Source organism: Pediococcus sp. AC40 (genome assembly GCF_030252485.1).
Lineage (GTDB): Bacteria > Bacillota > Bacilli > Lactobacillales > Lactobacillaceae > Pediococcus > Pediococcus acidilactici.
The window spans coordinates 586,248-607,991 of record NZ_CP127012.1 but is presented as its reverse complement, the minus strand read 5'-3'; the positions used below and the strand labels follow the sequence as shown (position 1 = coordinate 607,991).

19 protein-coding genes and 4 pseudogenes are annotated in these 21,744 nt (G+C 39.5%); 12 read left to right on the top strand and 11 right to left on the bottom strand.

Translation table 11 applies throughout. From position 1 onward, the window contains the following. Positions 1 to 62: 62 nt before the first annotated feature. Together NL111_RS10645 and NL111_RS02880 are read right to left on the bottom strand one after the other, a co-directional pair. Positions 63 to 352 (bottom strand): annotated as a pseudogene (locus NL111_RS10645) (transposase). Positions 353 to 446: 94 nt separating this feature from the next. Then, a pseudogene (locus NL111_RS02880) lies at positions 447 to 1,376 on the bottom strand (IS30 family transposase). A 571-nt stretch (positions 1,377 to 1,947) separates the two neighbouring features. Between NL111_RS02880 and NL111_RS02875 the strand changes: the two are divergent. The 9 genes and pseudogenes from NL111_RS02875 to NL111_RS02830 all read left to right on the top strand — a co-directional run bounded on the left by NL111_RS02875 (position 1,948) and on the right by NL111_RS02830 (position 10,100). After that, entirely contained in the window at positions 1,948 to 2,196 is a 249-nt protein-coding gene (locus NL111_RS02875; RefSeq protein ID WP_036671510.1) for a GlsB/YeaQ/YmgE family stress response membrane protein, read from the top strand. 165 nt (positions 2,197 to 2,361) lie between these two features. Continuing rightward, the gene (locus NL111_RS02870; RefSeq protein WP_004166633.1) at positions 2,362 to 3,732 is read left to right on the top strand and encodes a sugar porter family MFS transporter; all 1,371 of its coding nucleotides are present in this window, start codon (positions 2,362 to 2,364) and stop codon (positions 3,730 to 3,732) included. Positions 3,733 to 3,753: 21 nt separating this feature from the next. Further along, positions 3,754 to 4,770, top strand: a complete 1,017-nt coding sequence (locus NL111_RS02865; protein WP_004166634.1) for a polysaccharide pyruvyl transferase family protein — start codon at positions 3,754 to 3,756, stop codon at positions 4,768 to 4,770. A 99-nt stretch (positions 4,771 to 4,869) separates the two neighbouring features. After that, a complete protein-coding gene (locus NL111_RS02860) occupies positions 4,870 to 5,400 on the top strand; it encodes an MFS transporter (RefSeq protein WP_004166635.1) in 531 nt (176 codons plus the stop codon). Then, a complete protein-coding gene (locus tag NL111_RS02855) occupies positions 5,361 to 6,035 on the top strand; it encodes an MFS transporter (RefSeq protein ID WP_004166636.1) in 675 nt (224 codons plus the stop codon). The genes NL111_RS02860 and NL111_RS02855 overlap by 40 nt, the downstream gene beginning before the upstream one ends. Positions 6,036 to 6,416: 381 nt before the next feature. Next, positions 6,417 to 6,611 (top strand): annotated as a pseudogene (locus tag NL111_RS02850) (transposase); the annotation flags it as partial. Beyond that, positions 6,608 to 7,446, top strand: a pseudogene (locus NL111_RS10680) (ISL3 family transposase); the annotation flags it as partial. The pseudogenes NL111_RS02850 and NL111_RS10680, both read left to right, overlap by 4 nt. Positions 7,447 to 7,566: 120 nt before the next feature. After that, positions 7,567 to 8,736: a metallophosphoesterase family protein gene (locus NL111_RS02835; protein ID WP_004166638.1), complete on the top strand. Its 1,170-nt coding sequence runs from the start codon at positions 7,567 to 7,569 to the stop codon at positions 8,734 to 8,736. A gap of 710 nt (positions 8,737 to 9,446) precedes the next feature. Next, positions 9,447 to 10,100, top strand: a complete 654-nt coding sequence (locus NL111_RS02830; protein ID WP_002829848.1) for an HAD family hydrolase — start codon at positions 9,447 to 9,449, stop codon at positions 10,098 to 10,100. A 394-nt stretch (positions 10,101 to 10,494) separates the two neighbouring features. On the opposite strand, the gene NL111_RS02825 is transcribed toward NL111_RS02830, so the two are convergent. The 3 genes from NL111_RS02825 to NL111_RS02815 all read right to left on the bottom strand — a co-directional run bounded on the left by NL111_RS02825 (position 10,495) and on the right by NL111_RS02815 (position 12,930). Further along, positions 10,495 to 11,532 (bottom strand): zinc-dependent alcohol dehydrogenase family protein, encoded by a 1,038-nt coding sequence (locus NL111_RS02825; RefSeq protein ID WP_002829849.1) that lies wholly within the window; start codon positions 11,530 to 11,532, stop codon positions 10,495 to 10,497. A gap of 175 nt (positions 11,533 to 11,707) precedes the next feature. After that, positions 11,708 to 12,643: an NADP-dependent oxidoreductase gene (locus NL111_RS02820; RefSeq protein WP_285110432.1), complete on the bottom strand. Its 936-nt coding sequence runs from the start codon at positions 12,641 to 12,643 to the stop codon at positions 11,708 to 11,710. Between the two features lie 26 nt (positions 12,644 to 12,669). Then, complete coding sequence (locus NL111_RS02815) at positions 12,670 to 12,930, bottom strand: hypothetical protein (RefSeq protein ID WP_285110431.1); 261 nt, start codon at positions 12,928 to 12,930, stop codon at positions 12,670 to 12,672. Positions 12,931 to 13,056: 126 nt separating this feature from the next. Here NL111_RS02815 and NL111_RS02810 point away from each other — a divergent pair, with 126 nt between their 5' ends. After that, complete coding sequence (locus NL111_RS02810) at positions 13,057 to 14,199, top strand: ArgE/DapE family deacylase (RefSeq protein ID WP_285110430.1); 1,143 nt, start codon at positions 13,057 to 13,059, stop codon at positions 14,197 to 14,199. Between the two features lie 82 nt (positions 14,200 to 14,281). On the opposite strand, the gene NL111_RS02805 is transcribed toward NL111_RS02810, so the two are convergent. From NL111_RS02805 to NL111_RS02795, 3 genes are all read right to left on the bottom strand, one after another. Next, a complete protein-coding gene (locus tag NL111_RS02805; RefSeq protein ID WP_202054988.1) occupies positions 14,282 to 14,440 on the bottom strand; it encodes a hypothetical protein in 159 nt (52 codons plus the stop codon). 240 nt (positions 14,441 to 14,680) lie between these two features. Continuing rightward, positions 14,681 to 15,787, bottom strand: coding sequence for a hypothetical protein (locus NL111_RS02800; protein ID WP_285110429.1), 1,107 nt, complete (start codon positions 15,785 to 15,787; stop codon positions 14,681 to 14,683). Further along, a complete protein-coding gene (locus NL111_RS02795) occupies positions 15,777 to 16,262 on the bottom strand; it encodes a KwaA family protein (RefSeq protein WP_285110428.1) in 486 nt (161 codons plus the stop codon). Before NL111_RS02795 ends, NL111_RS02800 begins: the two co-directional genes overlap by 11 nt. Positions 16,263 to 16,335: 73 nt before the next feature. Between NL111_RS02795 and NL111_RS02790 the strand changes: the two genes are divergently transcribed. Beyond that, positions 16,336 to 17,409 (top strand): IS30 family transposase, encoded by a 1,074-nt coding sequence (locus NL111_RS02790; RefSeq protein WP_128212102.1) that lies wholly within the window; start codon positions 16,336 to 16,338, stop codon positions 17,407 to 17,409. Between the two features lie 455 nt (positions 17,410 to 17,864). Then, on the top strand, positions 17,865 to 18,488 hold the full coding sequence (locus tag NL111_RS02785; RefSeq protein WP_002829857.1) for a MarC family protein: 624 nt from the start codon (positions 17,865 to 17,867) through the stop codon (positions 18,486 to 18,488). A 243-nt stretch (positions 18,489 to 18,731) separates the two neighbouring features. Here NL111_RS02785 and sufB read toward each other — a convergent pair whose 3' ends face one another. From sufB to NL111_RS02770, 3 genes are read right to left on the bottom strand one after another with little or no spacing between them, the layout of a single operon-like run. Beyond that, positions 18,732 to 20,138 carry a Fe-S cluster assembly protein SufB gene (gene sufB / locus NL111_RS02780; protein WP_005919512.1) on the bottom strand — a complete coding sequence of 469 codons (1,407 nt, stop codon included), beginning with the start codon at positions 20,136 to 20,138 and terminating at the stop codon, positions 18,732 to 18,734. Then, positions 20,131 to 20,571, bottom strand: coding sequence for a Fe-S cluster assembly sulfur transfer protein SufU (gene sufU, locus NL111_RS02775; RefSeq protein ID WP_075139723.1), 441 nt, complete (start codon positions 20,569 to 20,571; stop codon positions 20,131 to 20,133). The genes sufB and sufU overlap by 8 nt, the downstream gene beginning before the upstream one ends. Continuing rightward, the gene (locus NL111_RS02770) at positions 20,568 to 21,743 is read right to left on the bottom strand and encodes an aminotransferase class V-fold PLP-dependent enzyme (protein WP_075139722.1); all 1,176 of its coding nucleotides are present in this window, start codon (positions 21,741 to 21,743) and stop codon (positions 20,568 to 20,570) included. Before NL111_RS02770 ends, sufU begins: the two co-directional genes overlap by 4 nt. Position 21,744 lies beyond the last annotated feature (1 nt).

The following is a 21,744-nucleotide window of genomic DNA, read 5'->3' as shown; positions in this document are numbered from 1 at the left end:
ATGTTGAATTTTAAGGGCTCTAAGTCAACAAGTGTTGCTGAAGGCAATTGAAGAAAATCAATTCATTTACGAATTGGTTTTCTTTTTTAGTTTTAAATATAAATTCAATATATATACGATCTCTCAAGTGCTGCCAATTTCTATATCCATAAGCCGTGCGTTGAATTTGTTTAATTTTACGAATAGTGCCTTCAATACGACCATTTAATAATGGTGAATATAGAGCATATACGATTGATTTAACGCGTGTTTTAAAAGTATTAAGTAGTGTACGAAGATATGGAGTAGTGGTCTTGGTTCTAAGCAGTTGTAACAATTTTTCTTTATTTTGATGCCGAATGGCATCAGCGATGGATTGAACAGCAAAGTAGACTTCAGAAAAATCTGAATTAGTACTAATACCCCCGGAAACAACTTGTTCAGAAGTTAAACGGTAGATTGCAAATTTAATCCGAATTTTTGGACAAATTTTTCAGCATAACCTGATACAGTGTTTGCCAGTCGAGTATTTTAAGCGGTCGCTGGTTAATTTGGAGTAACGTCGTCGTTAAATCTTGAGCACTAATGTGCTCAAAACGAGTCCCTTTAAGATAAAAATAACGTAAATTCCGATTAAAGCGTTCATTACTACCACGTTCAGCTGGAGTATAAGCATGGCAGTAATAGGTCTTAATACCATATTGTGATTTAAGTGATACTAGCCCACTAAACTCAGTGCCACGGTCCACAGTAAAGCTGTGCACCGGACCATTAAAAGTGGTTAGGAACTTAGTTAGTGCTTCATTAACAGTCGCTGTCGTCCGATCTTTTAACCGGTATGCCCAAAAGAACCGTGATTTGCGATCGATTAAAGTTAATAAAACTGCCTTACTATGCCCACGAGGACCAACGACTGTATCTAGTTCAAAATCGCCGATGCGATTACGTTGATTAATCATCATGGGACGCTGTTCAATTGATCGCCCCAAAGATTGATTATATTTGGATCGTTGGTCAACGTTACGCCGTTGGCGTACGCCATGTTCAGGTAGATCATTCAAGGAGAAACCAATTCTCCCCTGATTTAGCCAATTATAAATAGATTTAGTAGCTAGTTTAAATTCGTGAGCAATCATTCCTGGTGACCAGCTTAGACGTAAATGGTTGAGAATTTTTTGCTTTAACTCATCGCTCAGCTTAGTTTTCCGACCACATCGTGATCGCTTGTATTCGGCATCTGTTTATGCTAATTCACCCTGATAAGGTTGACATCGAGATAATTCATAAAAAATTGTTGACGGTGATCGGTTCAGCCGAACGCCCATTTGGATATTGGACAGCCCTAGTTCACAAAAGGTTTCGATTTTAATTCGTTTGGAATAGGTTATACTAGACAAAAGATCAGCTCCTAAAAGATGGGTTTGTGGTAAACACCATTTTAAAGGAAGCTGATCCTTTTTGTCCGAACAGCGTTCGGATTAATTTTACAATCTACCGTTTACTAAAGTTTTTTTCTTGGAATCTGATTCCGTGTTTATTAAACCATCGACGAGATGTCATACAAGAATGACACCCTGACTGTGTATACATCATGATCATTTTTCATTTACCCACTTTTTTATTTTATTTAAGAAAAAAATGATTAATGCTAAGTTAACTGATCTATCCGAAATTACATATTGGTGTAGCTAATAATATAAGTTGACACCCAGTTAACCCAACACTAGCAATCTCAAAAATTGGTTAATGGACACTCCACTTGATCGGAGATATGAAACACAAATAATTGTTTTACATACCTATTTTATTGTTGAAACATTTATGAAATAAATAGCATGCACAGGAAATATTGTGAATTTGTTCAACAGCTTTGATCGTATGGTTTCCTTGCATCACACCCTTGATAAGGGTATAGTTATGCTTGTAATCATTATAGAACGTTTGTTCAAAAAAGGGGAAGTGAATTTTATGCATTGGTTATGGGTTTTAATTGTTGGTGCTGTTATTGGCGCAATCGCTGGTGCCATCACTAATCGAGGCGTAGCTATGGGCTGGATTAGCAATATTATCGCTGGCTTAGTTGGCTCATCCATTGGTGAAGCTATTTTAGGCAGTTGGGGGCCAAATATAGCTGGTATGGCCATTATTCCGTCAATTATAGGCACAATAGTTGTTGTAGCAGTAGTTTCTTTCTTTTTAAGTCGTAGCACAAGATAATTTTCCCCTATATGTTAAACTTTTTAACAATCTTTTAAATGAATCCATGGTTGTTATTAGCTGGTCAATTACTGTAGTAATTGGCTTTTTTATAAATGTTTTACTTTAATTTCATGTAAAGCCACTCTAATTATTAACAAGCTGAAAGAAGTGGACAAATTGGCCATGCAAAATAGAAGCGGCAGAAAATATGGATTATTAAACTACAGTGTTTACGTCATATCTTTGGGAGGATTCCTATTTGGGTATGATACTGGTGTTATCAATGGAGCTTTGGCTTTTATGAGCAAGACTAGCCAATTAAATCTAACTCCTTCCCGTCAGGGAATCGTGTCAAGCTCTTTAGTCTTAGGGGCTTGCCTTGGTGCATTCCTATGTGGAAAATGTGCTGATAAATATGGCAGAAAGGGTACACTTCGTTGGGGTGCAGTTATCTTTACACTGGCAACTGTATGTTGCGCATTATCACTCAATTATATCTTTATGACCACATTTAGGTTTATCCTGGGACTAGCTGTTGGTGCTGCCTCAAGTCTTTCTCCAATGTATCTTGCAGAAATATCCCCAAGGGAAGTTCGTGCTAGCAACGTCAATAAGAATGCAATTTTTATCGTTTTAGGACAACTAGTAGCGTTTATTATGAATGCCCTTTTAGGCAGTCTATGGGGTAACTGGAATCCAATTTGGCGCGTTATGATTTTAATGGCATGTGTCCCCTCTATTATCTTATGGATTAATTCATTCAATATTGCTGGGAGTCCTAACTGGTTAGTACAAAGAGGGCATTTAAAAAGAGCACGTAATTTAGCTCGTCGACTAGGATTCAAAAAACAAACTGCTAACAGGATCATTGATGGGCGTAAAAAGAATATCAAAACAGAGACAAAGCTCACTTGGAACCAAATCTTTTCGAATAAACGATTAGTCTACTTACTCTTGATTGGAATCGTTATTGCCTTGATTCAACAAGTATCGGGTATTAATACAGTTATGTATTATGGCACTATCTTGTTAGAAAAGGTTGGTATGGGAGAACGTGGTTCTTTGTATGCGAATATACTAATCGGCTTAGCATCTGTCATCGCTAGTATCTTTGGAACCAGAATAATTGCCAATCACAACCATCTGAAAATGTTAAAAATTGGGTTAATGGGTAATATTATCTTCTTAGCGTTGTTAGGGGCTATTATGCACGCAAACATGCTGCCACAGGTAGTTACAAATACTTTGGTTCTAGCAATGCTTGTTCTATTTCTAGCGAACCATCAAGGTATTGTTAGCCCTGTTACTTGGTTGATTATGGCAGAAATGTTCCCTAATAGTGTCAAAGCTAGATTTATGTCAATTGCTACAGCAACCACATGGATCACTAATTTTTCAATTAGCTTAGTTTACCCATTGCTAATTAATGCTTTAGGAACAGCCACTGTCTTTTTTGTATTTGCCATAACAAATGGGTGCAGTTTATTTCTTTCCTTGACTGTTATTAATCAAGAGAAAATGGAAAAATCCTATCAGGAAAGTTCCAGCAAATAAAATTAAAATGAGGAAAATAATATGGCCAACTTTTATATCAATCCTAATAACGTTGTACACGAATTGCCTAAAAACAATCAGCCCAAATTTTTTATGTTTGGTGTTCCTAGCTACACCAATCTTGGTGACCAGGCAATCTCATTAGCCGAACGAAAATATGTCGAAGCTGAATTTCCAGAATACCAATATATTGAAATAGTGGAGGAAGATGATGATGAGGCTATTCCTGTTGTAAAGAAAAATCTAAGTAGTGCAGATATTATTGCCTTTACGGGTGGTGGCAATATGGGAAATCTCTATTTAGACCATGAAAAAGCACGTAGAAAAGTATTTTCAACTTTTACTGATAACCTAACTATCTCATTCCCACAGTCTATTCATTTTGAGGACAATGAAGCTGGGCTTTATGAACGAAAGTTAAGTCAAGAGGCTTACCAAAAAAACCCCAATTTAGTTTTAGTAGCCCGAGATGCACAGAGCTACCATAGAATGCAGACTACCTTCAATAATAAAGTCATTTTTACACCTGATATGGTTTTATATATGCAATCTAAGAAAGCCCCAAAATCGAAGCGTCAAGGGTCATTATTTGTTCTCAGACGGGACAGTGAAAAAGTTGTCAAAGATAAGGTTATCCAAAATATGAAGGCTTTGCTTAGAGCCTACCAACCTATTGAATTTACGGATACTGTTTTAGATACGGTTAAAACTATTACACCTGATACCCGTGAAAAATTATTCAGAAATGAATTAAGCCTATTTTCAGGTCAAAAATTAATTATTACTGATCGATGGCATGCAATGGTATTCTCAGTTTTAACTGGAACACCTTGTTTACTAATGGGAAACAGTTATGGGAAAGGTAAACACGCTTACTTTGATTGGCTAGAGCATATCAACTGGGTTAGTTATACCGATGAGGAAGATACCGAAAGGATTAAACAACAAATAAACGCGCTCATGGAAGCCAAAACTCACGCTTATGATCTTATTCCTGATTTTAAACAGTTACATGATTTAATTGCACATAATCGGTAGGGAAAAGCCAACTTTTTGATAACATTTTTCATTTGATGTTAATCAAAAAATTGGCTTTTTATATAACTTTTTTAGTGTATCTCTTAATAAGGTGGTCATATGAAAAAGAAAATCAACCTTCAATGCATATTATTAACATTTCTAACGTTCACAATGGGTTTGAGTCAATTTATTATAATAGGAATTATAAATAATTTATCGACAGATTTTAGAGTTTCTATCGCAGACATTGGGGCACTCGTAACCATATTTGCAATCGTTTATGCAGTTGCAACACCAATAATTAACTTATCTATTGGTAGTATCGCTTTGCATAAAGTTATGCTCTTTTTTATGCTGATTTTTTCATTTGGAAACTTATTGACAGCTATAGCTAGTAATTTTAATGTACTACTTATGAGTAGAATTATAACAGCCCTATCGTCTGGGCCTCTGATGTCGACTGCTGTTACCTTTGCAGCTGCAATTGCTCCTCAGAGAAAAAGAGCTTGGCTAATATCTTGGGTGTTCTCAGGCTTCAGTATTGCTTCAGTTTTTGGCGTACCTTTAGGTACTTGGATAAGTGATAACCTTAACTGGCGATTAACTTTTTGGACAATTTTTTTGCCTCAGTCTTTATTACTATCGTAGTTTTCTATTTGCTACCCCATAATTTAACACAAAATGGAACACATAACATATTCAAACAGTTAGCTATCTTAAAAGACAAAAAAATCATCTGGGGTATTCTGGTCCCGGTCTTTAATTTTAGTGCCATTTATATCATTTATACCTATTTGAAGCCAATATTAATTAAAGAGTTAAGTTTCTCCCACAATAATGTCATAATTGTTCTATTTTTGTACGGACTATGTGGATTGGTAAGCAACCAAGTGAGTGGGCGTATAGCAAACATGAAATGGAAACGCAATTTAAAAAAATTTTTTATTCTTCAAGCTATTAGTATCTTTCTTATATTCGTAAGTGGAAATTTAACATGGCTAAAAATCAGTGCCATTCTCATAATGGCTTTAACAATGTCTATTTCTAACTCACCCATGCAATTGTATTACATGGATATTGCCAAACAAAATTATCCCCAATCATTGGTTTTAGCTTCTTCTTTTAATTCAATTTTTTCAAATGTTGGAGTTGCTACCGGATCTGCAATTGGAGGATATGTCGTGGCCACTGTAGGCTTAAGCGGTTTGGGCATTGCAGGTAGTGTCTTTAGTGTTTTCACAATAGGTGTTCTAACAATATTAATTAAGTATAACTATAATTAATAAGATCTTTTAATGCCTGTACTGATTTTGGCAATTATTATTCAGGTTCAGCATACCAGAGAATAAGTCTTAATATTTATGTTAGCTTCTTCATGTGAGGATAGATAGAATTTTAATAAACCATCAGCCCAAATTTTTATGCTTGTAAAATAGCAAGCTACAAGATAGTATGGTGGTTTTAAAATTGACTCGATAGGAAAACAATTTATTATCATAAAACACCACTTAACAAAAAGATTAAGTGGTATATAGGAACAATTAAATGAGAGCGTAAAATATCTTATGTAAATGCATAAAAGATTTCTGAATTGTATAGAAATAGGGAATGCCTTCCCTTATGATATTTAGTAACCACAGAAAACATCACAGGAGGCATTCCCCATGAATGAACTTACCACAGAAATTATCGCTGCACTAGCCCAAAAGCAAGATTTGGACGAAGTTTTTCGTCACCACCTCTAAATTGCGATTAACCAGCTGCTTCAAACCGAATTGGCAGAGTTTTTGGGTTACGAACGCTACTCATACGCTGGGATTAACACTGGTAATAACCGCAACGGCAGTTATGAGCGCTCGGTAAGCAGACCATGCCAGCGTATGACGGTCTTCCAAAAACCTTATGCATTGATGAATTTCGTTCAACTTCTAACCAAATGAGCTTCATTACAATTGATGGACAAAAGCATGATATTATCACCATTTTACCTGGTCGACAGACTAATGAAATTAAACAATTTTTTCTAAACCATTATTCGCTAAAAAATCGTGAACAGGTTACTCAAGTTGTAATGGATCTCAACGCACAATACCAAACTGTTATTCGTTATCTGTTTCCTAACGCCAAATTAATCGTCGACAACTTTCACTTGGTTCAAATGACCTTACGAGCCTTGAACCAAACTCGTGCCCAGTTAATGAAAAAGTATCACCCAGATACCCCCGAATACCGAGTGTTAAAACCGTATTGGTGCCTGTATCTTATGAACTATGAAGCTCTTGAGAAAAGTCAACCACAATGGTTTTCACATTTACGAAACAGACTGACTTAAGAACAACTTATCTGGTCTGGTTTAAATCTCAGTCATGAGTTTGAAAATACTTACTTCACCACTCATAAACTCGTCGAAGCTTTTCGTAACCGAGACTATGCAGCTTTTACTGCGACGCTTGATGAGGTTGAGAACGTTAGTCCTCAACTCTTTACGACCATCAAAACGTTTATTAAAAATAAAAAGCTCATCCAAAATATGACCAGTAGTACACTTCCCAACGGTCCATTGAAGGCGTCAATCGAAAGATTAAACAGATTAAACGGACAGCATACGGATACCGGAACTGGAAAAACTTTGTTTTTCGTATTCAAATTGAATTTAAAATCAGAGTAAAGAAAAGGAGCCCCGTTCGCAAGTGAACGAAGTTCCACATAAATCCTCCATCAACACCCGTTGACAAAGAGCCCTTTTATGATGGTTTTTTTGTTTGTCGGAGTCTAAAACATGATAAGATTTAGTCAATTAGGAGAATAAAAATCGTGAAAATCAAATTTCTTACTAAAAAATTTTTTAGAGCGAGACTATCTGAATTTATCTCTGTTCAAACTGATAACTTTTTGAGGAAATTAAAGCCGAGACCGTCTTTTACAGAATATATCGAGCAAGTTTTCAGAAAGAACGTTGAACCTAACGTTAGCCAAAATTGCTTGACTTTATCGGTTTTAACGGACACTCATGAAAAAGCTGTTGCCAGTTCATCGTACTATGGTCTCAACGGTGTAAGGCATATTATTGAAGCCAATAAGGCTTGCGATTCATTGCCAGTGGATTACAATATTCATTTAGGCGATTTGATCGACGGTAGTGATAAGCCAGAGATCAGTCGAGGATTGTTACAATTCACGATGGAAAATTACCAAAATAGCCAGCGTCCTTTTTATGTGCTGGAAGGTAATCACGATGAAAATGATAAGTATGATGAACACAAATTTATTACTTCAGCCTCATTTAGACGTGACGACTACTATAATTTGGTAACGAAACATGATTTCGAACAACCTGAGATCAAACGCTTGAGTCTTGGTTCCAAAGTTGCTTGGATCGATAAAGGGGATATTCGAGTAATTTTCTTGAATACGAGCGATATTCCCTATATCCTAAATGGCGGGACCAAGAAGTACAACTTCAAAAAAGTCCGTGGTATCCGCGAGCAACAGATCGAAGATTTAATATCTATTTTAGAAAAGACAATTGATAAGCATGTCGTAGTTTTTGGTCATGCTAATTTGATCAGTCAAAGTGGTCGTTCAGCTTTGAACTTCAACGGTGACTTAGTTCAGAAGATTTTTACTAGCTTTAATAATAAGGATTCTGGACAACTTAAAAATGAATTATCCGGTGATTTTGGAGTTAATGTTCGCTATAACTTTACTGATACCGGTATTTCGACCATATCGAATTATATTTGTGGACACATGCATTATGAAAAGCGCTACAAAGTTAATGGGGTTAATCATATAATATTAAATTGTTCGGCTTTAATGGGTAAAAAACACGGCCTAACGACTGATTATAATAAAAAATGGGATCGCCGATATAATGAGATTTCCGAATTAGCTGGATATTTCATTAATATCAATCCCGACAAAATGTTGCTCCAAATATTTGGATATGGTGCAGCAGCCAGATTCGTAAGTTTTGAAATTTAAGCCTTGCAAGCATATTTTTTTATAAAACATAGCCAAAAGCTTAGCCAATTTTTGAATTAGCTATGTAAAACATTGGTATATCAACGTTTGTGAGCAGTCGGGTACAAAACCCGCCGACTCCATAGTTAAAACTTAATCCCGTTATATACAGCGTCAAAACGTTGATATGACGGGATTTTTTAATGCTCTTAGATATGGTTCTCCAATAAACAAGTGTACATAGCAGCCTGAAAAAATCCCAAATCAACTCAATAGTTATCTCAATTATTTTTCCATTTTTAAATAAATATTTAATCAATCCTTATATCCGATTAAGGGATTCCAATAATATTTTTCCATAATAATGCCGGGATTTTCATATGCGCTTTATACTTTTTTGAGAGAGATTTCCTCTTAAGTTCTTTCATAAAATAATTTTATTAATGTGTTTGCGCTTCTTTAATCCTTAATACGTAAGTCAATAACCTTTTTTCTCGCACATCTATTAAGGTTTGGTCCCCCAAAAGTCAGCTTCATTTCGCGCGTTTTTAATCTCACAGTCTTTAAAAAAATGTTTTTACATTGTAATATGGACAAAAGAATTACGTGTTTATCTAATTTAAACTAAATCCAGATTTTATAATTTAGCTTTTGGGATTATTCTGTTCACAAATACCTGTCCTTTTGATGTTCTATATTATTAAATTTAATTAATTGCGAGGTCCTCAATAATGAAATACAAATGTCTGATTTTAGATCATGACGATACCGCGGTGGATAGTACCAGATACATCCACTACCCATCGTTTGTCGCTGCGCTTAAAGAACTACGTCCAGAAGCTCCGGTTCTTACCCTTAATGAATTTGTCAATTACTGCTTTAACCCTGGCTTTAATAAATTATGTACTGATATTATTAAATTCACACCTGAAGAACAATCGCGTCAACAAGAAATTTGGCGACAGTACAATAGGGAAAGGATTGCAAAATTTTTCCCTGGTTTCCCTGAACTAATTAAACAATTTAAAGAACAGGGCGGGATAATAACCGTGGTATCGCATTCTGAGTCTGCAATGGTAAAAAGTGATTATATGAGAGCATGCGGTTTTGAACCAGATGCTGTTTATGGCTGGGAATTAGGAAAAGACAAAATTAAGCCTAATCCTTATCCAGTTTTACAAATCCTAAACCATTTTAGATTACAACCTAAAGAGGCTCTAATCTTGGATGATTCTCGTTTAGGATTAGAAATGGCTAACAAGTGCAATGTTCCATTTGCAGCAGCAGGATGGTCTCCAAAAAATCTTACCATCCAAAAATGGATGCGGGAAAATTCGCCACTCTACTTTGATCATCTCAATAAATTAGTTAGATATATCGAATAATTTATCTTGAACAGCCGGAGAAACACCTCCTAGAAATAATATGCTTAGTTAAAGCTGCACCGTAACCCACAAAATCGGCGCCAACAAGAACTCAGTGATTTGATACATTTTTTTTAAGAGAAAGACGATAATTTTATGGTTACGTTTGAATTACTAAACACATTTGCAATTAATTTGCTGCCGGCTAAGCAATCGTACTATTTAGTGAATAAATACATGAATACCGAATCTGTCCAATCATGTTTTGCAAGCACCACAAGTACCCCTACAAAAATTACTGATACGCCACAAAGGCAGTTAATCGCTCTCAATCAAATAAATCGGCAGTTATCCCTGTTCAGGAGATAACTGCCGATTTCTAGTTAATACTCATATTAACGCGTTCGGTTGCGCTTTATTCACTTACAATCAACAATGATTTAATCGCTTTGCGTTGGTCCATAGCTTCATAGGCAGCTTGGACGTCGTCTAGCTTGAAGCGTTGGGTAAATACCTTGCCAGGATTGATTTTACCGTCCAAAACCGCTTGTAGTAGTCCGTTACGATCGTGCGTAGTAACTGCCGCAATTCCGCCTCGCAAGCCAATATTACGTCTAAACAAAGCGTTGGTATCCATTTCAGGATTTTGCGGAATCCCAACTCGTCCCACAATTGCACCAGGACGGCCAACTTTAGTGGCGGTATCTACCGACTGTTCAGTACCCACACATTCTAAAACGGCATCCGCTCCGTGGTTGTCAGTGATTTCCATTACTTTAGCTACAGCTTCGTCGCCCCGTTCTTCAACAATATCAGTCGCGCCAAACTCAAGGGCTAACCTTTGTCGATCGGCATGCCGGCTCATTGCGATGATGCGTTTTGCTCCGCGCAACTTTGCCGAAATCACCCCGCACAATCCAACGGCGCCGTCACCCATGACCACCACCGTATCTCCAGGTTTCACTTCGGCGGTGAAGGCCGCATGGTAGCCCGTGGCCATAACATCAGATAGGGTTAAGAAATTATTCAGCATTTCGTCAGAATAATCGGCTGGTTGCCCCGGAATCTTCACCAGACCCCAGTTAGCGTTGGCATAACGAACGTATTCAGACTGGTAGGCATTATTACCTGGTTCGCGATTATAACAATCACCATCAAAACCAGCTAAACATGCGGGACAGCGCCCACATCCGTGCGTAAACGGGACGATAACAAAGTCCCCCACCGAAACGTTATGTACGTCGCTACCCACTTCTTCCACAATTCCAATTGCTTCATGGCCCACTGCTGAACCATGGTCGTGTTCCGAAATTCCTCTAAAAAACCATAGATCCGAGCCACACACACATGCTCTAAGCACTTTGATTACGGCGTCAGTTGGTTTCTTCAAAGTTGGCTTTTCAATTTCTTGGACTTCCACTTTGCCTGGTTCCATAAATACGGTTGCTTTCATGACGGTTCTCCTTTGTTGTTAACTATTTTCCTGTATTATAACGCAAATGAGCGTAAAAAAGAGAGTGGACAAAAGTCGGGTAGTTTGCGAGCATTAACTGAAAATTGCCCATGATGCCTGAATTGGGCATGATGGGCAATTTTTGGTTACGTGGAACTTATGAACTTTCCACTTATTATCCCACGTTAATAACAATCTTCCCCCGCGCATGGTTCGTTTGGCTACGTTCATGTGCGGCTCGGAGGCCATCTTCCGTAAGCGGGAACGTGCTATCAATGATCACCTTAACTTCACCCTTTGCCACTAAATCACCTAATTCAGCTAACTGTTTGCCATTAGGTTGGAGCCACCAGGCCGTTGCTGAAGGTTGCGCTTCTTGTTGCTGTTGGGTTGGATGTCCTGCAATCGTCACTAACTTACCAGTTGGTTTCAAGGTTGCTAAGCCCTCATTCAAAGCATCGATTGTGTCAAAAACGGCGTCGTAATCTTGAAGGACGTCTTCGATCTTGTGCTCATGGTAATCGATCACTTCATCAGCCCCTAAGTCCTTCAAAAATTCTGCATTTTTAGCACTGGCAGTAGTGGCCACGTAAGCACCTAAATGTTTGGCAATTTGGATCGCAAAAATACCCACGCCGCCGGCTCCGGCTTGAATTAAAACTTTGTCGCCCTTTTGCACCTTTAAACGGTCTACGATTACCTGCCATGCGGTTAGCCCCGCCAACGGAATTGCAGCTGCTTCTTCAAACGAAACGTTGGCTGGCTTCAACGCTAGTTTATCTTCCTTAACCGCCGCGTATTCGGCGTAGGTTCCCTTCGTTCCGTTTTCATAAATGTCAGGACGGGCGAATACTTCGTCGCCAACTTTAAAATCCTTAACATCCTTACCAACTTTGGTAATCACGCCCGAAAGGTCCCATCCCAAAACCACTGGAAATTGCCAATCGTACATTTGCTTCAAAAGCCCCATACGTGCTTTCCAGTCAATTGGGTTAATGCTTGTATTCTTAATCTTAACTAAAACTTCGTCGTCCGCAATTTGCGGAATCGCTAATTCCTCTTCGTGAAGTTGGTTAACGTCCCCATATTCTCTAATCGTGATTGCTTTCATCGTCATTCCTCCTCAGCGAGTGTAACTTATTTTTTTAGGTATGTTTTACATTGTACCTCTTGTAAAAAGTAAGTTGTATAGAAAATGCTCATTTTCCTCATTCCCAATTCATAAAGCCCTCGCTGTTCAGCCTGCAGAAAGGTCAAATCTTTTAAAGAGTTAGTTTTGCCTTCTATAAATTCTTCAAGTTTGGCCTTCAAATACATTATATTCCCCGCTAAACAATCTTCCAAAGGATGCAATCGACATCCCATGGCGGTTAGGCCTTCTATTTTAGAAAATATCATTTAGCGCTGATCCTCCAGCCCGCACAAATGATTTTTGGACATATTTGTCGTATTTTTAAAAGTAGATTTTTCCATTAGAAAGTAGTAATCTTTTCCAATAATAAAGGGAAAGGTGTGATTAATAATATGCTTTCAGAAAATCAAGAATATTTAAAAATTTTAGCTGATTTAATTAAAATCAAGTCCGTTAATGACCACGAATTAGAGGTCGCAGAATATCTAAAAGATTTATTCCAAAAAAATGATATTCACTCAGAAATTCTCCCGATTAAAGGTCAACGTGCTAATTTAGTTGCTGAAATCGGTAGTGGTGCTCCCATCCTCGCCGTTTCGGGGCACATGGACGTTGTCGATCCCGGAAATTTAGCAGCTTGGGATAGCGATCCATTTACCATGACTGAAAAAGATGGCAAGCTTTTTGGTAGAGGAATTACGGATATGAAGGCTGGTTTAGCAGCTTTAGTAATTGCCATGATTGAATTGAAAAAGCAAGGCCTACCTAAAAAAGGTACCATCCGCTTGCTTGCAACTGCCGGAGAAGAAGTTGGTGAAGAAGGTTCCGCAGCCTTTTACCGTGACCACTATATGGAAGACGCAGACGGTTTACTAATCGCCGAACCTTCCTCAACTTACGGCACTACTTCCGAACAAAAGGGTTCTTTTGATATTAAATTTACTTCTAAGGGTACTTCTGTGCATAGTTCGACACCCGAAAAGGGCTATAACGCCCTAGTTCCTTTGATGCAACTACTAAATGAAGCTAACGAATACTTTGAAACAATCCCTGCTGGGGAAATGGGGCCGGTAAGATTCAACATTGATGTTTTAAATGGTGGAAATCAGATTAATTCCATCCCTGATTCAGCTACGGCCTTAATCAATGTTCGGACCATTCCAGAATATGATAATGACCAAGTAGCTAAGAAGATTGAAACATTGGTTAGAACTTATAATGACGCCGGCGCACAAATTAGTACGGAAATAATTATGAATGTGTTCCCGATCGCAACAAGTCCTTCAAACCAATTAGTTAAAACTATTCAATCAATCGGTAAGGAATACGCTGGACGTGAGATTGTCGTAGCTGCTAGCCCGGGGATTACCGATGCTTCTAACTTAGCAAAGGATAAACCAAACGATTTTCCTTTTGCGGTATATGGCCCTGGCGACGGATCACAACATCAAGTAAATGAAAGTTTACCTAAAAAGATGTACCTTGATTTCATTGAAATCTATCAAAAATTGTTTATGAAATTTCTTGAAAAATAATATTATTTGAAGTTGGAGCTCCGTTTAGTTTCCAAATAAAAAAGTTCTAATCGTCAAGCGGTTAGAACTTTTTATTATCATCCTATTCTTCATCCAGCGCATCCTTAAACCGCGCCTGCAATTTATCCTCACTATATTTAAGCAACGTTTCTGGGGCGATATCAAATTTACTACTAATAATTAATAGTTGGTCCAAAACGTCGGCAAGTTCTTTTGGAAAAGTGTTTAATTCACTTAACATTGCTTAACACATCACGACAAGTTTTATAAAGCTTTCATTAAAATAATATTGAAAATTTCTTTGTTGATATTGAATACTATTAAAAAACTAGTCCTCCTCCCATGACTTCTTTAAATTTAAAATTAAGTACTTTATAATTTCTATATTTCTACAAAAATTATAATTGCAAAGTGATTAAAACTTCCAATATTTAATCCATCAACACTAAATTAGAAACCTGAGAATAATTTTCTCTTAATCTTATTCAAAGTATGGCACCCTTATGCTTTTGTCCAAAATACGTTCGATTACTTTATTTTCCAATAAAGCAGCTAAAATAGGTACTTGATCTTCCGTTACAAAGATTTCTAGTTTTTCTTTATCAATACTAGGAATGTTAATAATACTAAATTTGGCAGTTGCATCAGACTCTACGTATGCTTTTAGCCTATCTAATGCTTGTTCTAATTTATCAATTCCTATTTTTTGAATTGTGCTGCTTTTAGTCCCTTTAAACCTTGCAAAAGTTGTAACTAATTTATCATCATTGCAAATCCTATTTTTCACTTTTTCAATGTCCAATTCGTTAGTATCAGTCATAAATTTAAATTTAACTTTAACTTTATCTCTAGTCAAAGTTAAAGGATTATCAGTATCATTAAACCTATCTATTGTATTTTCTGCGTACTGTTTCCTCATTTCTTCTAAGCAAAACAACTCGCTAAATGTAAGTCCATCGTACACTTTGACAGTCTCAACCACATTTTCTGCCTTCTTATTACCTTCTACAATTTTTTTGTGAAAACTACATACACAGTCCTTCTGTGGTAAATAAAATCCATCAGTAACTTCTTGAGCCTCTAAAGCATGTGCCTTTGTAGACCCTATTCTTTTGGGCAAAGAAAATAATCCAACACGATTGCTAACAGCCAATGATTTTTTCAATAAATATAAATACAGATGTTGTGTATTTGCCTTATCACTCAATTCTTCCGTTTCATAAACAACGGTGGAATATAAAAATTCCTTATTTTTCCCAAAAATATCTTCAGACTTCTGAAGAAGATTATTATTCTCATTAAACTTAGAGAAAAGATTTTCTAAGATTACTATTTGCGGATCCTTGTTCTCTTCGTTAAAAGTACTATTTTGATCATCCACATATTTCCAATTAAAATGCACAGAGTAACGCTTTGGTGAATTAAAATTTTCGTTATTTGTATCGGTAATATCAGGAATTCTATTGTCACTCGGATTTTTTACAAAATTCGATAAGTTATCAAGTTGTTCCTCTTCAAAAGGTAATTTAAGCGTGTTAATTTTTCCGTTCGACTCATAATTTAAAACATATGCGGACTTAATTTTCATTGTCTGTATCCTCCAAAATAACACCAATGTTATTGTTAATATAAGATGGATCGCCGAAAGGGGTCATCTTTTGGTCACTTAAAATAATATTTTCAATTTCATTAGTCTTTCCCAATACATACCAAGTTTTTCCATAATTTCCCCTTCCAAACTCATCTTTCTGTTCAATGCCAATAAAAATCGAATAACCCCAAATAGCAAGAGAGACGTTTGGAAAAATATCTGATGAATTAACATAAAACTTATATGTCACATACTGTACCAGTAATAAAATAACCAATGTTGACACGGCATGATCAGTTATTGAAAAAGAAGAAATGATCGGTACCAACACACTCATTATAAAATCTCTAAAGCCTTGGTTATATTTTTCATTCACTTTAATTTTATAGATTCCTAGTGTGTGTGCAGCGTTTTTATTATCCAGGATTATTGTTTGAATTTTCTTCGCGCGTTTTATAATTAAGTTAGCCACGCAGCCAAAATGGTAAAAAAAAAAAACACCAAGACGAAAAATTCAGGTATCATTGAAGTTCCTACAACAAACAATGAAAGAAGTTTTCGTCTTGATGCAAGAACAGTCTATCACACCACGCCCAAAAGGTCACCATTTATCGGAAATCGAACGCGGTCAAATCGCCGCTTGGCACATTGAAGGATGCTCAGCACGGCAAATAGCGATTCGATTAGGCGTCTGCCACCAGACCGTCAATAATGAGCTCAAGCGTGGTCGAGTCACGCAAGTTAAACGCGTTAATAATCAGAAACACTACTTTGAAATTTACAGCCCTGAAGCCGCTCAGAATCGCTATGAAATAAAGCGGCAAAACTGTGGACGTCCATTAAAATTTAGCCAAGTGACGGCCTTCTTAGCCTACTTTGATGATAAGTTCTGCCATGAGGGCTGGTCTCCGGACGCTGCTGTTGGTTATGCCCGTAAGCACCGGTTATTTAAGCCGGCCAAAATGGTCTGTACGAAGACTTTGTACAACTATATCGATGCGCAACTATTGGAGATCCGTAACCTTGATCTGCTGGAAAAAACAAAACGCCGGACGACCCAGCACCACTCGCACCAACATCAGCGCCTACTCGGTCGTAGTATTGAAGAACGGCCAAAGCGAGTAGAAACGCGCCACGAGTTTGGTCATTTTGAGATCGATACTGTCATTGGCAAACGTGCTGGTAGCGAGAGTGTCCTATTAACGTTTACCGAACGTAAAACGCGCTATGAGATTGTCCGCTTGATCGAGGGTAAAGACGCTGAATCTGTGGCTTATGCCATGCAAAATATTACGGCTGAATTCGGTGACGTTATGCGGACAGTCACGGCGGATAACGGAACAGAGTTCACCACGCTAACGGCTGCGCTTGAGGGTGTTGCCGAGACTTATTATGCCCACCCTTATAGCTCGGCCGAACGCGCCACTAATGAGGTCCACAATCGTATACTCAGACGTTACTTTCCTAAGGGGCAATCACTCGATCTAGCTACACCCAGTCTGGCCCGTCAAGCTGAATCTCGGCTCAACCATCTCCCGCGCCGCTTACTTAAGTTCTGTACACCAGCTGAAGTATTTCGAAAGGAATTAGCACGTGCGCGCAAAGGCCGCGCCGCCTAATCCTGATCCACCTGGAACTCCCATGAGCCCTTTCGTCTGTGTGCTTTATCGGCACTGGCTAACTTACTATTGCAATTTGCGTTTGAATTTTCTTTAAAGAAAACAAACTAAAAAGAAACAAAATTAATAAAATACCGAAAACTATTTTATTAGGGGACCACCAGTTAACTATTAGATCAGAAAAATCATACTCGACATCTTCCAGTTTACTTAATAGCATATAAATAATTAGAAGACCATACGAAATCATTAATGAAGAGATATAATAGCTAAATCTGAAATCTTTTCTTGATGACCTGAACATTATCTCACCCCCGTTTTTATTATACTATTTCTATTAAATTAACAAAATCGTACTTTTTATCCATAAATCACCAAACTTGGCATTTCCCAACCTAACCCATATAATTAAAAAACAATCATTGCATTGAAAACGTTTAACAAGGAGGACGACCATGCATTTAGTTCAAGCATTTTTACTTTCATTTACCGCATTTTTTGCAATTATGAACCCCTTTGCTAACTTGCCAATGTTCGTCAGTTTGACTGCTGATAACAGCCGCAAGGAAATCAACGCGATTGCCCGGCTGGCTTTTATCGTGGCAACCGTCATCGTGGTTTTGTTTGCCTTTCTCGGAAATTACATCTTCACCATTTTTGGTATCAACCTTGCTGCACTCCGCATCATGGGCGGGATCATTTTGGGATTGATTGGTTATCACATGATTCAAGGTAACGTTTCGCCGATCCAGCACGATCCCGAAAAATCCGTTAAGGATTCCGTCAACAGTAGTAACACCAACGTCGCGATTTCCCCGCTAGCCATGCCGATTTTGGCCGGCCCCGGAACCATTGCTACCACCATGAACTTGGCTAGTGGGACCAACCCCTTCATCGTCGTGGCCGCGTTTGTTGTTTTAGCAGTCATTGCTTACTTCATTTTTATCTACGGTGAACAAATCATGGACAAGCTGGGCAACAACATCATGAACGTAATCACCAAGTTAATGGGGCTGATTTTAGCAACCATCGGCGTCAAAATGCTGATCGTGGGTGTGCAAGCCGCCTTCCATCTTTAAAATAAAAACGCACCCCCAAAGTCGGCTAGTTCGTGAGCATTAACAAGGAATCGGTGGTTATGCATGGACATGGTTACCAATTACCTATTAAGCAGCGCAAACTGACTTTGGGAGCACGTTTTGGCTCTATTATTTAAAAATGTTTTTCACTTTAATTTTATTATCAATCAATAAAGAACGGCGTTAATTCGCCGTTCTTTTTATTGGGCAAAATTTTGCATAGCGTTCGCAAATTTCACAGCTTTAGCCAATACTGCCCTCCATCTGAAACTTAATCAACCGGTCTAACTCTACGGCGTATTCCATTGGTAATTGCTTGGTGAAGGGCTCCAAAAATCCCATAATGATTAATTGAGAGGCGGTCGCTTCGTCTAATCCCCGACTTTTTAAGTAGTACAATTGGGCTTCAGAGATTTTCGAAACGTGGGCCTCGTGTTCAATCGTGCCGTCGCTCGTTTCAATGTCGTTAACTGGGAAAGTATCGCTGGCACTGTCTTGATCCATCAAAATCGTATCGCACTCGACGTGGGACTTAGCCCGTTTGGCCGCCTTTGTGTACTTAATCAATCCTCGGTAGTCCGCCCGACCGCCGTTATGGCAGATTGCTTTTGAAACAATCGTACTATGGGTGTTCGGCGCTAAATGGATCATTTTGGCGCCGGTATCCTGGTGCATGTTGGCACCCGCCGCTGCAATCGACAGCATCGAACCGGTGGCGCCCGCGCCCGTTAGATAAATGCTGGGGTATTTCATGGTGACCTTTGAACCTAAATTACCGTCGACCCATTCCATGGTGCTATTTGCTTCGGCCTGGGCCCGCTTGGTTTCTAAGCTGTACACGTTCGTCGACCAATTTTGAATCGTTGTGTAGCGACAATAGGCGTCCTTTTTAACGAACACTTCTACAACTGCGGCGTGCAGACTGTCCTCCGCATAATTTGGCGCAGTGCATCCCTCGACGTAGTTAACGCTGCCGCCTTCATCGACGATAATCAGGGTTCGCTCAAACTGGCCCGTCCGGCCCGCGTTAATCCGGAAGTAGCTTTGGATCGGCACGTCGGCATGCACATTTTTCGGCACATATAGAAAGGTTCCACCCGACCAAACGGCGGTATTCAAGGCGGCAAACTTATTATCGCTTGCGGCAATTAATTTACCAAAGTACTGTCGGACTAGTTCTGGATGCTGTTTCAAAGCTGAATCAGTATCCATAAAAATGATTCCCTGACTTTCTAAATCCTGTTTGAGGTTGTGGTAAACCGCTTCGGATTCATACTGTGCCGCCGAACCGGCTAAGTACTTTCGTTCAGCTTCTGGAACCCCGATTCGTTCAAAGGTAGTCTTGATTTCGTCGGGCACGTCCTCCCAGTTGCGAGCAATGTGATCCGTTGCTCGCTGGAAATATTTAATTTCGTTCAGATCAATCTCACTAAGGTCTGGTCCAAAGCTCGGCATGGGCATGGATTGGTAAATTTGGTAGGCCTGTAACCGCAAGTCTAGCATCCATTGGGGTTCGTGCTTCGCCCGCGAAATGGCTTGGATGGTTTCCTCGTTAATTCCGACCCCGGTTGAAAAGACTGGCTGGACGTCATCCATCGGTCCCCATTCGTCCTTAAAATTTCCTGGTTGCGTTGGACTGACTTCATCCATCAAAAACTTCCCCCTTCTCCTTTAAACCTTCTGCAAGCGCGTGCCACGCTAAGGTACCGCACCGCACCCGCGTCGGAAACTGGTGCAAACTAGCGAAGGCCGCTAAATCCCCCAGCTGATCGGAATCACAATCCTTTTGTACCACTAAATTTTGGAAATTTTCCCAGAGTTGGCGGGCATCCGCTAGCGTGCGACCATTTAATTGCGCAACCATCATACTTGCCGATGCCATGCTGATCACACAGCCCGTCCCCGTGAAACCCAGTTGCTGGATCCGTTGCGCGTCAACTTCGGCATAAACCGTAATCTCGTCGCCACATTCGGGATTGCGCAACGCCCCGACACAATTTGCGTGGGGGACTGTTCCGTAGCCCACCGGGTTCTTAGCGTGATTTAAAATAATTTTTTGGTATAACTCTTGTAAATTGTTCATGATAAAATCCGCCCCACTTGTTCTACCGCGTCCACTAAGCGTTGCAGATCGGCAACCTGATTTTCGAAGGTAAAGCTCGTCCGCACAACGCTGCTAACGTTTAAAGCTTGCATTAATGGTTCCGCACACAGGTGTCCAGCGCGCACGGCCACTCCCGAAGCATCTAAAATGGTGGCCACGTCATGGGCGTGGTGTTTACCGACGTTAAAGCTAACCGCTCCCACCCGTCGTTGATAATCTAACGAACCGTAAATTTTAACCTCCGGCACTTCCTGGAGTTCGGTAAGTAAAAACTGCATTAGGTGTGCTTCATGTTTTTGAATAGCGGCAAAGTCCTGTTTTTCTAGATACTTCACGGCCGCTCCTAGCCCTAATACGCCAGCAACGTTGGGGGTCCCTGCTTCTAAACGGATTGGTAACGGCTGAAAAGTTGCCGAAGTTGGCGTAACCAAGTCGACCATTTCGCCACCAAAACGGACCGGTTCCATCTCCTCTAACCGAGCTAGCTTGCCATAAAGCACCCCAATCCCTGTGGGGCCAAACATTTTATGTCCGGAAAACGCGAGAAAATCGGCATCCATGGCGGTAACGTCAATTGGCAAATGGGCGACCGCTTGGGCAGCGTCCACCACTAAGACTCCGTCATACTGATGGACTAGTTGAGCAACCTTTGCCACGTCAACCACCGTCCCCAGCACGTTGGAAACCATCGTGAGCGCAACTACCTTGGTATGCGTATTGATAAGCTCTGCTAATTGAGCATAATCCAGGTTACCTTGCGAATCCATTCCCACCATTCGCAAGTGCGCTCCAGTTTGGGCAGCCACCCGTTGCCAAGGCACTAAATTAGAATGGTGTTCGAGTACACTGACGATAATTTCGTCACCCGGCTGCAACCGCGGCTGTGCATAGCCGAAGGCAACCTGGTTTAACGCGTCGGTAGTCCCGCTGGTAAAAACGACCGGCTCTGGTTGGGGAGCATGCAGCCACTGGGCGATTTGTTCGCGAACCGCTTCATAAGCGCTGGTGACCCGGCCCGCAAGCTGATAAATCCCCCGATGGACGTTGACCTTGTTAAACCGGTAATAGTCGTCAATTACCGCTAAAACTTCCTCTGGCATGGGGGTGGTCGCCGCGTTATCCAAATAAGTTAAACTTTGGTAATCCGTCATC

Bases quoted from the DNA above. Each gene is read 5' to 3' on its own strand.
- NL111_RS02805 (WP_202054988.1), bottom strand. From the start codon at position 14,440: ATGTTAAGTGAATTAAACACTTTTCCAAAAGAACTTGCCGACGTTTTG.
- NL111_RS02815 (WP_285110431.1), bottom strand. From the start codon at position 12,930: ATGATATTTTCTAAAATAGAAGGCCTAACCGCCATGGGATGTCGATTG.
- NL111_RS02820 (WP_285110432.1), bottom strand. From the start codon at position 12,643: ATGAAAGCAATCACGATTAGAGAATATGGGGACGTTAACCAACTTCAC.
- NL111_RS02770 (WP_075139722.1), bottom strand. From the start codon at position 21,743: ATGACGGATTACCAAAGTTTAACTTATTTGGATAACGCGGCGACCACC.
- NL111_RS02875 (WP_036671510.1), top strand. From the start codon at position 1,948: ATGCATTGGTTATGGGTTTTAATTGTTGGTGCTGTTATTGGCGCAATC.
- NL111_RS02860 (WP_004166635.1), top strand. From the start codon at position 4,870: ATGAAAAAGAAAATCAACCTTCAATGCATATTATTAACATTTCTAACG.
- sufB (WP_005919512.1), bottom strand. From the start codon at position 20,138: ATGGATGAAGTCAGTCCAACGCAACCAGGAAATTTTAAGGACGAATGG.
- NL111_RS02785 (WP_002829857.1), top strand. From the start codon at position 17,865: ATGCATTTAGTTCAAGCATTTTTACTTTCATTTACCGCATTTTTTGCA.
- NL111_RS02825 (WP_002829849.1), bottom strand. From the start codon at position 11,532: ATGAAAGCAACCGTATTTATGGAACCAGGCAAAGTGGAAGTCCAAGAA.
- NL111_RS02870 (WP_004166633.1), top strand. From the start codon at position 2,362: ATGCAAAATAGAAGCGGCAGAAAATATGGATTATTAAACTACAGTGTT.
- NL111_RS02810 (WP_285110430.1), top strand. From the start codon at position 13,057: ATGCTTTCAGAAAATCAAGAATATTTAAAAATTTTAGCTGATTTAATT.
- sufU (WP_075139723.1), bottom strand. From the start codon at position 20,571: ATGAACAATTTACAAGAGTTATACCAAAAAATTATTTTAAATCACGCT.
- NL111_RS02800 (WP_285110429.1), bottom strand. From the start codon at position 15,787: ATGAAAATTAAGTCCGCATATGTTTTAAATTATGAGTCGAACGGAAAA.
- NL111_RS02865 (WP_004166634.1), top strand. From the start codon at position 3,754: ATGGCCAACTTTTATATCAATCCTAATAACGTTGTACACGAATTGCCT.
- NL111_RS02830 (WP_002829848.1), top strand. From the start codon at position 9,447: ATGAAATACAAATGTCTGATTTTAGATCATGACGATACCGCGGTGGAT.
- NL111_RS02790 (WP_128212102.1), top strand. From the start codon at position 16,336: ATGAAAGAAGTTTTCGTCTTGATGCAAGAACAGTCTATCACACCACGC.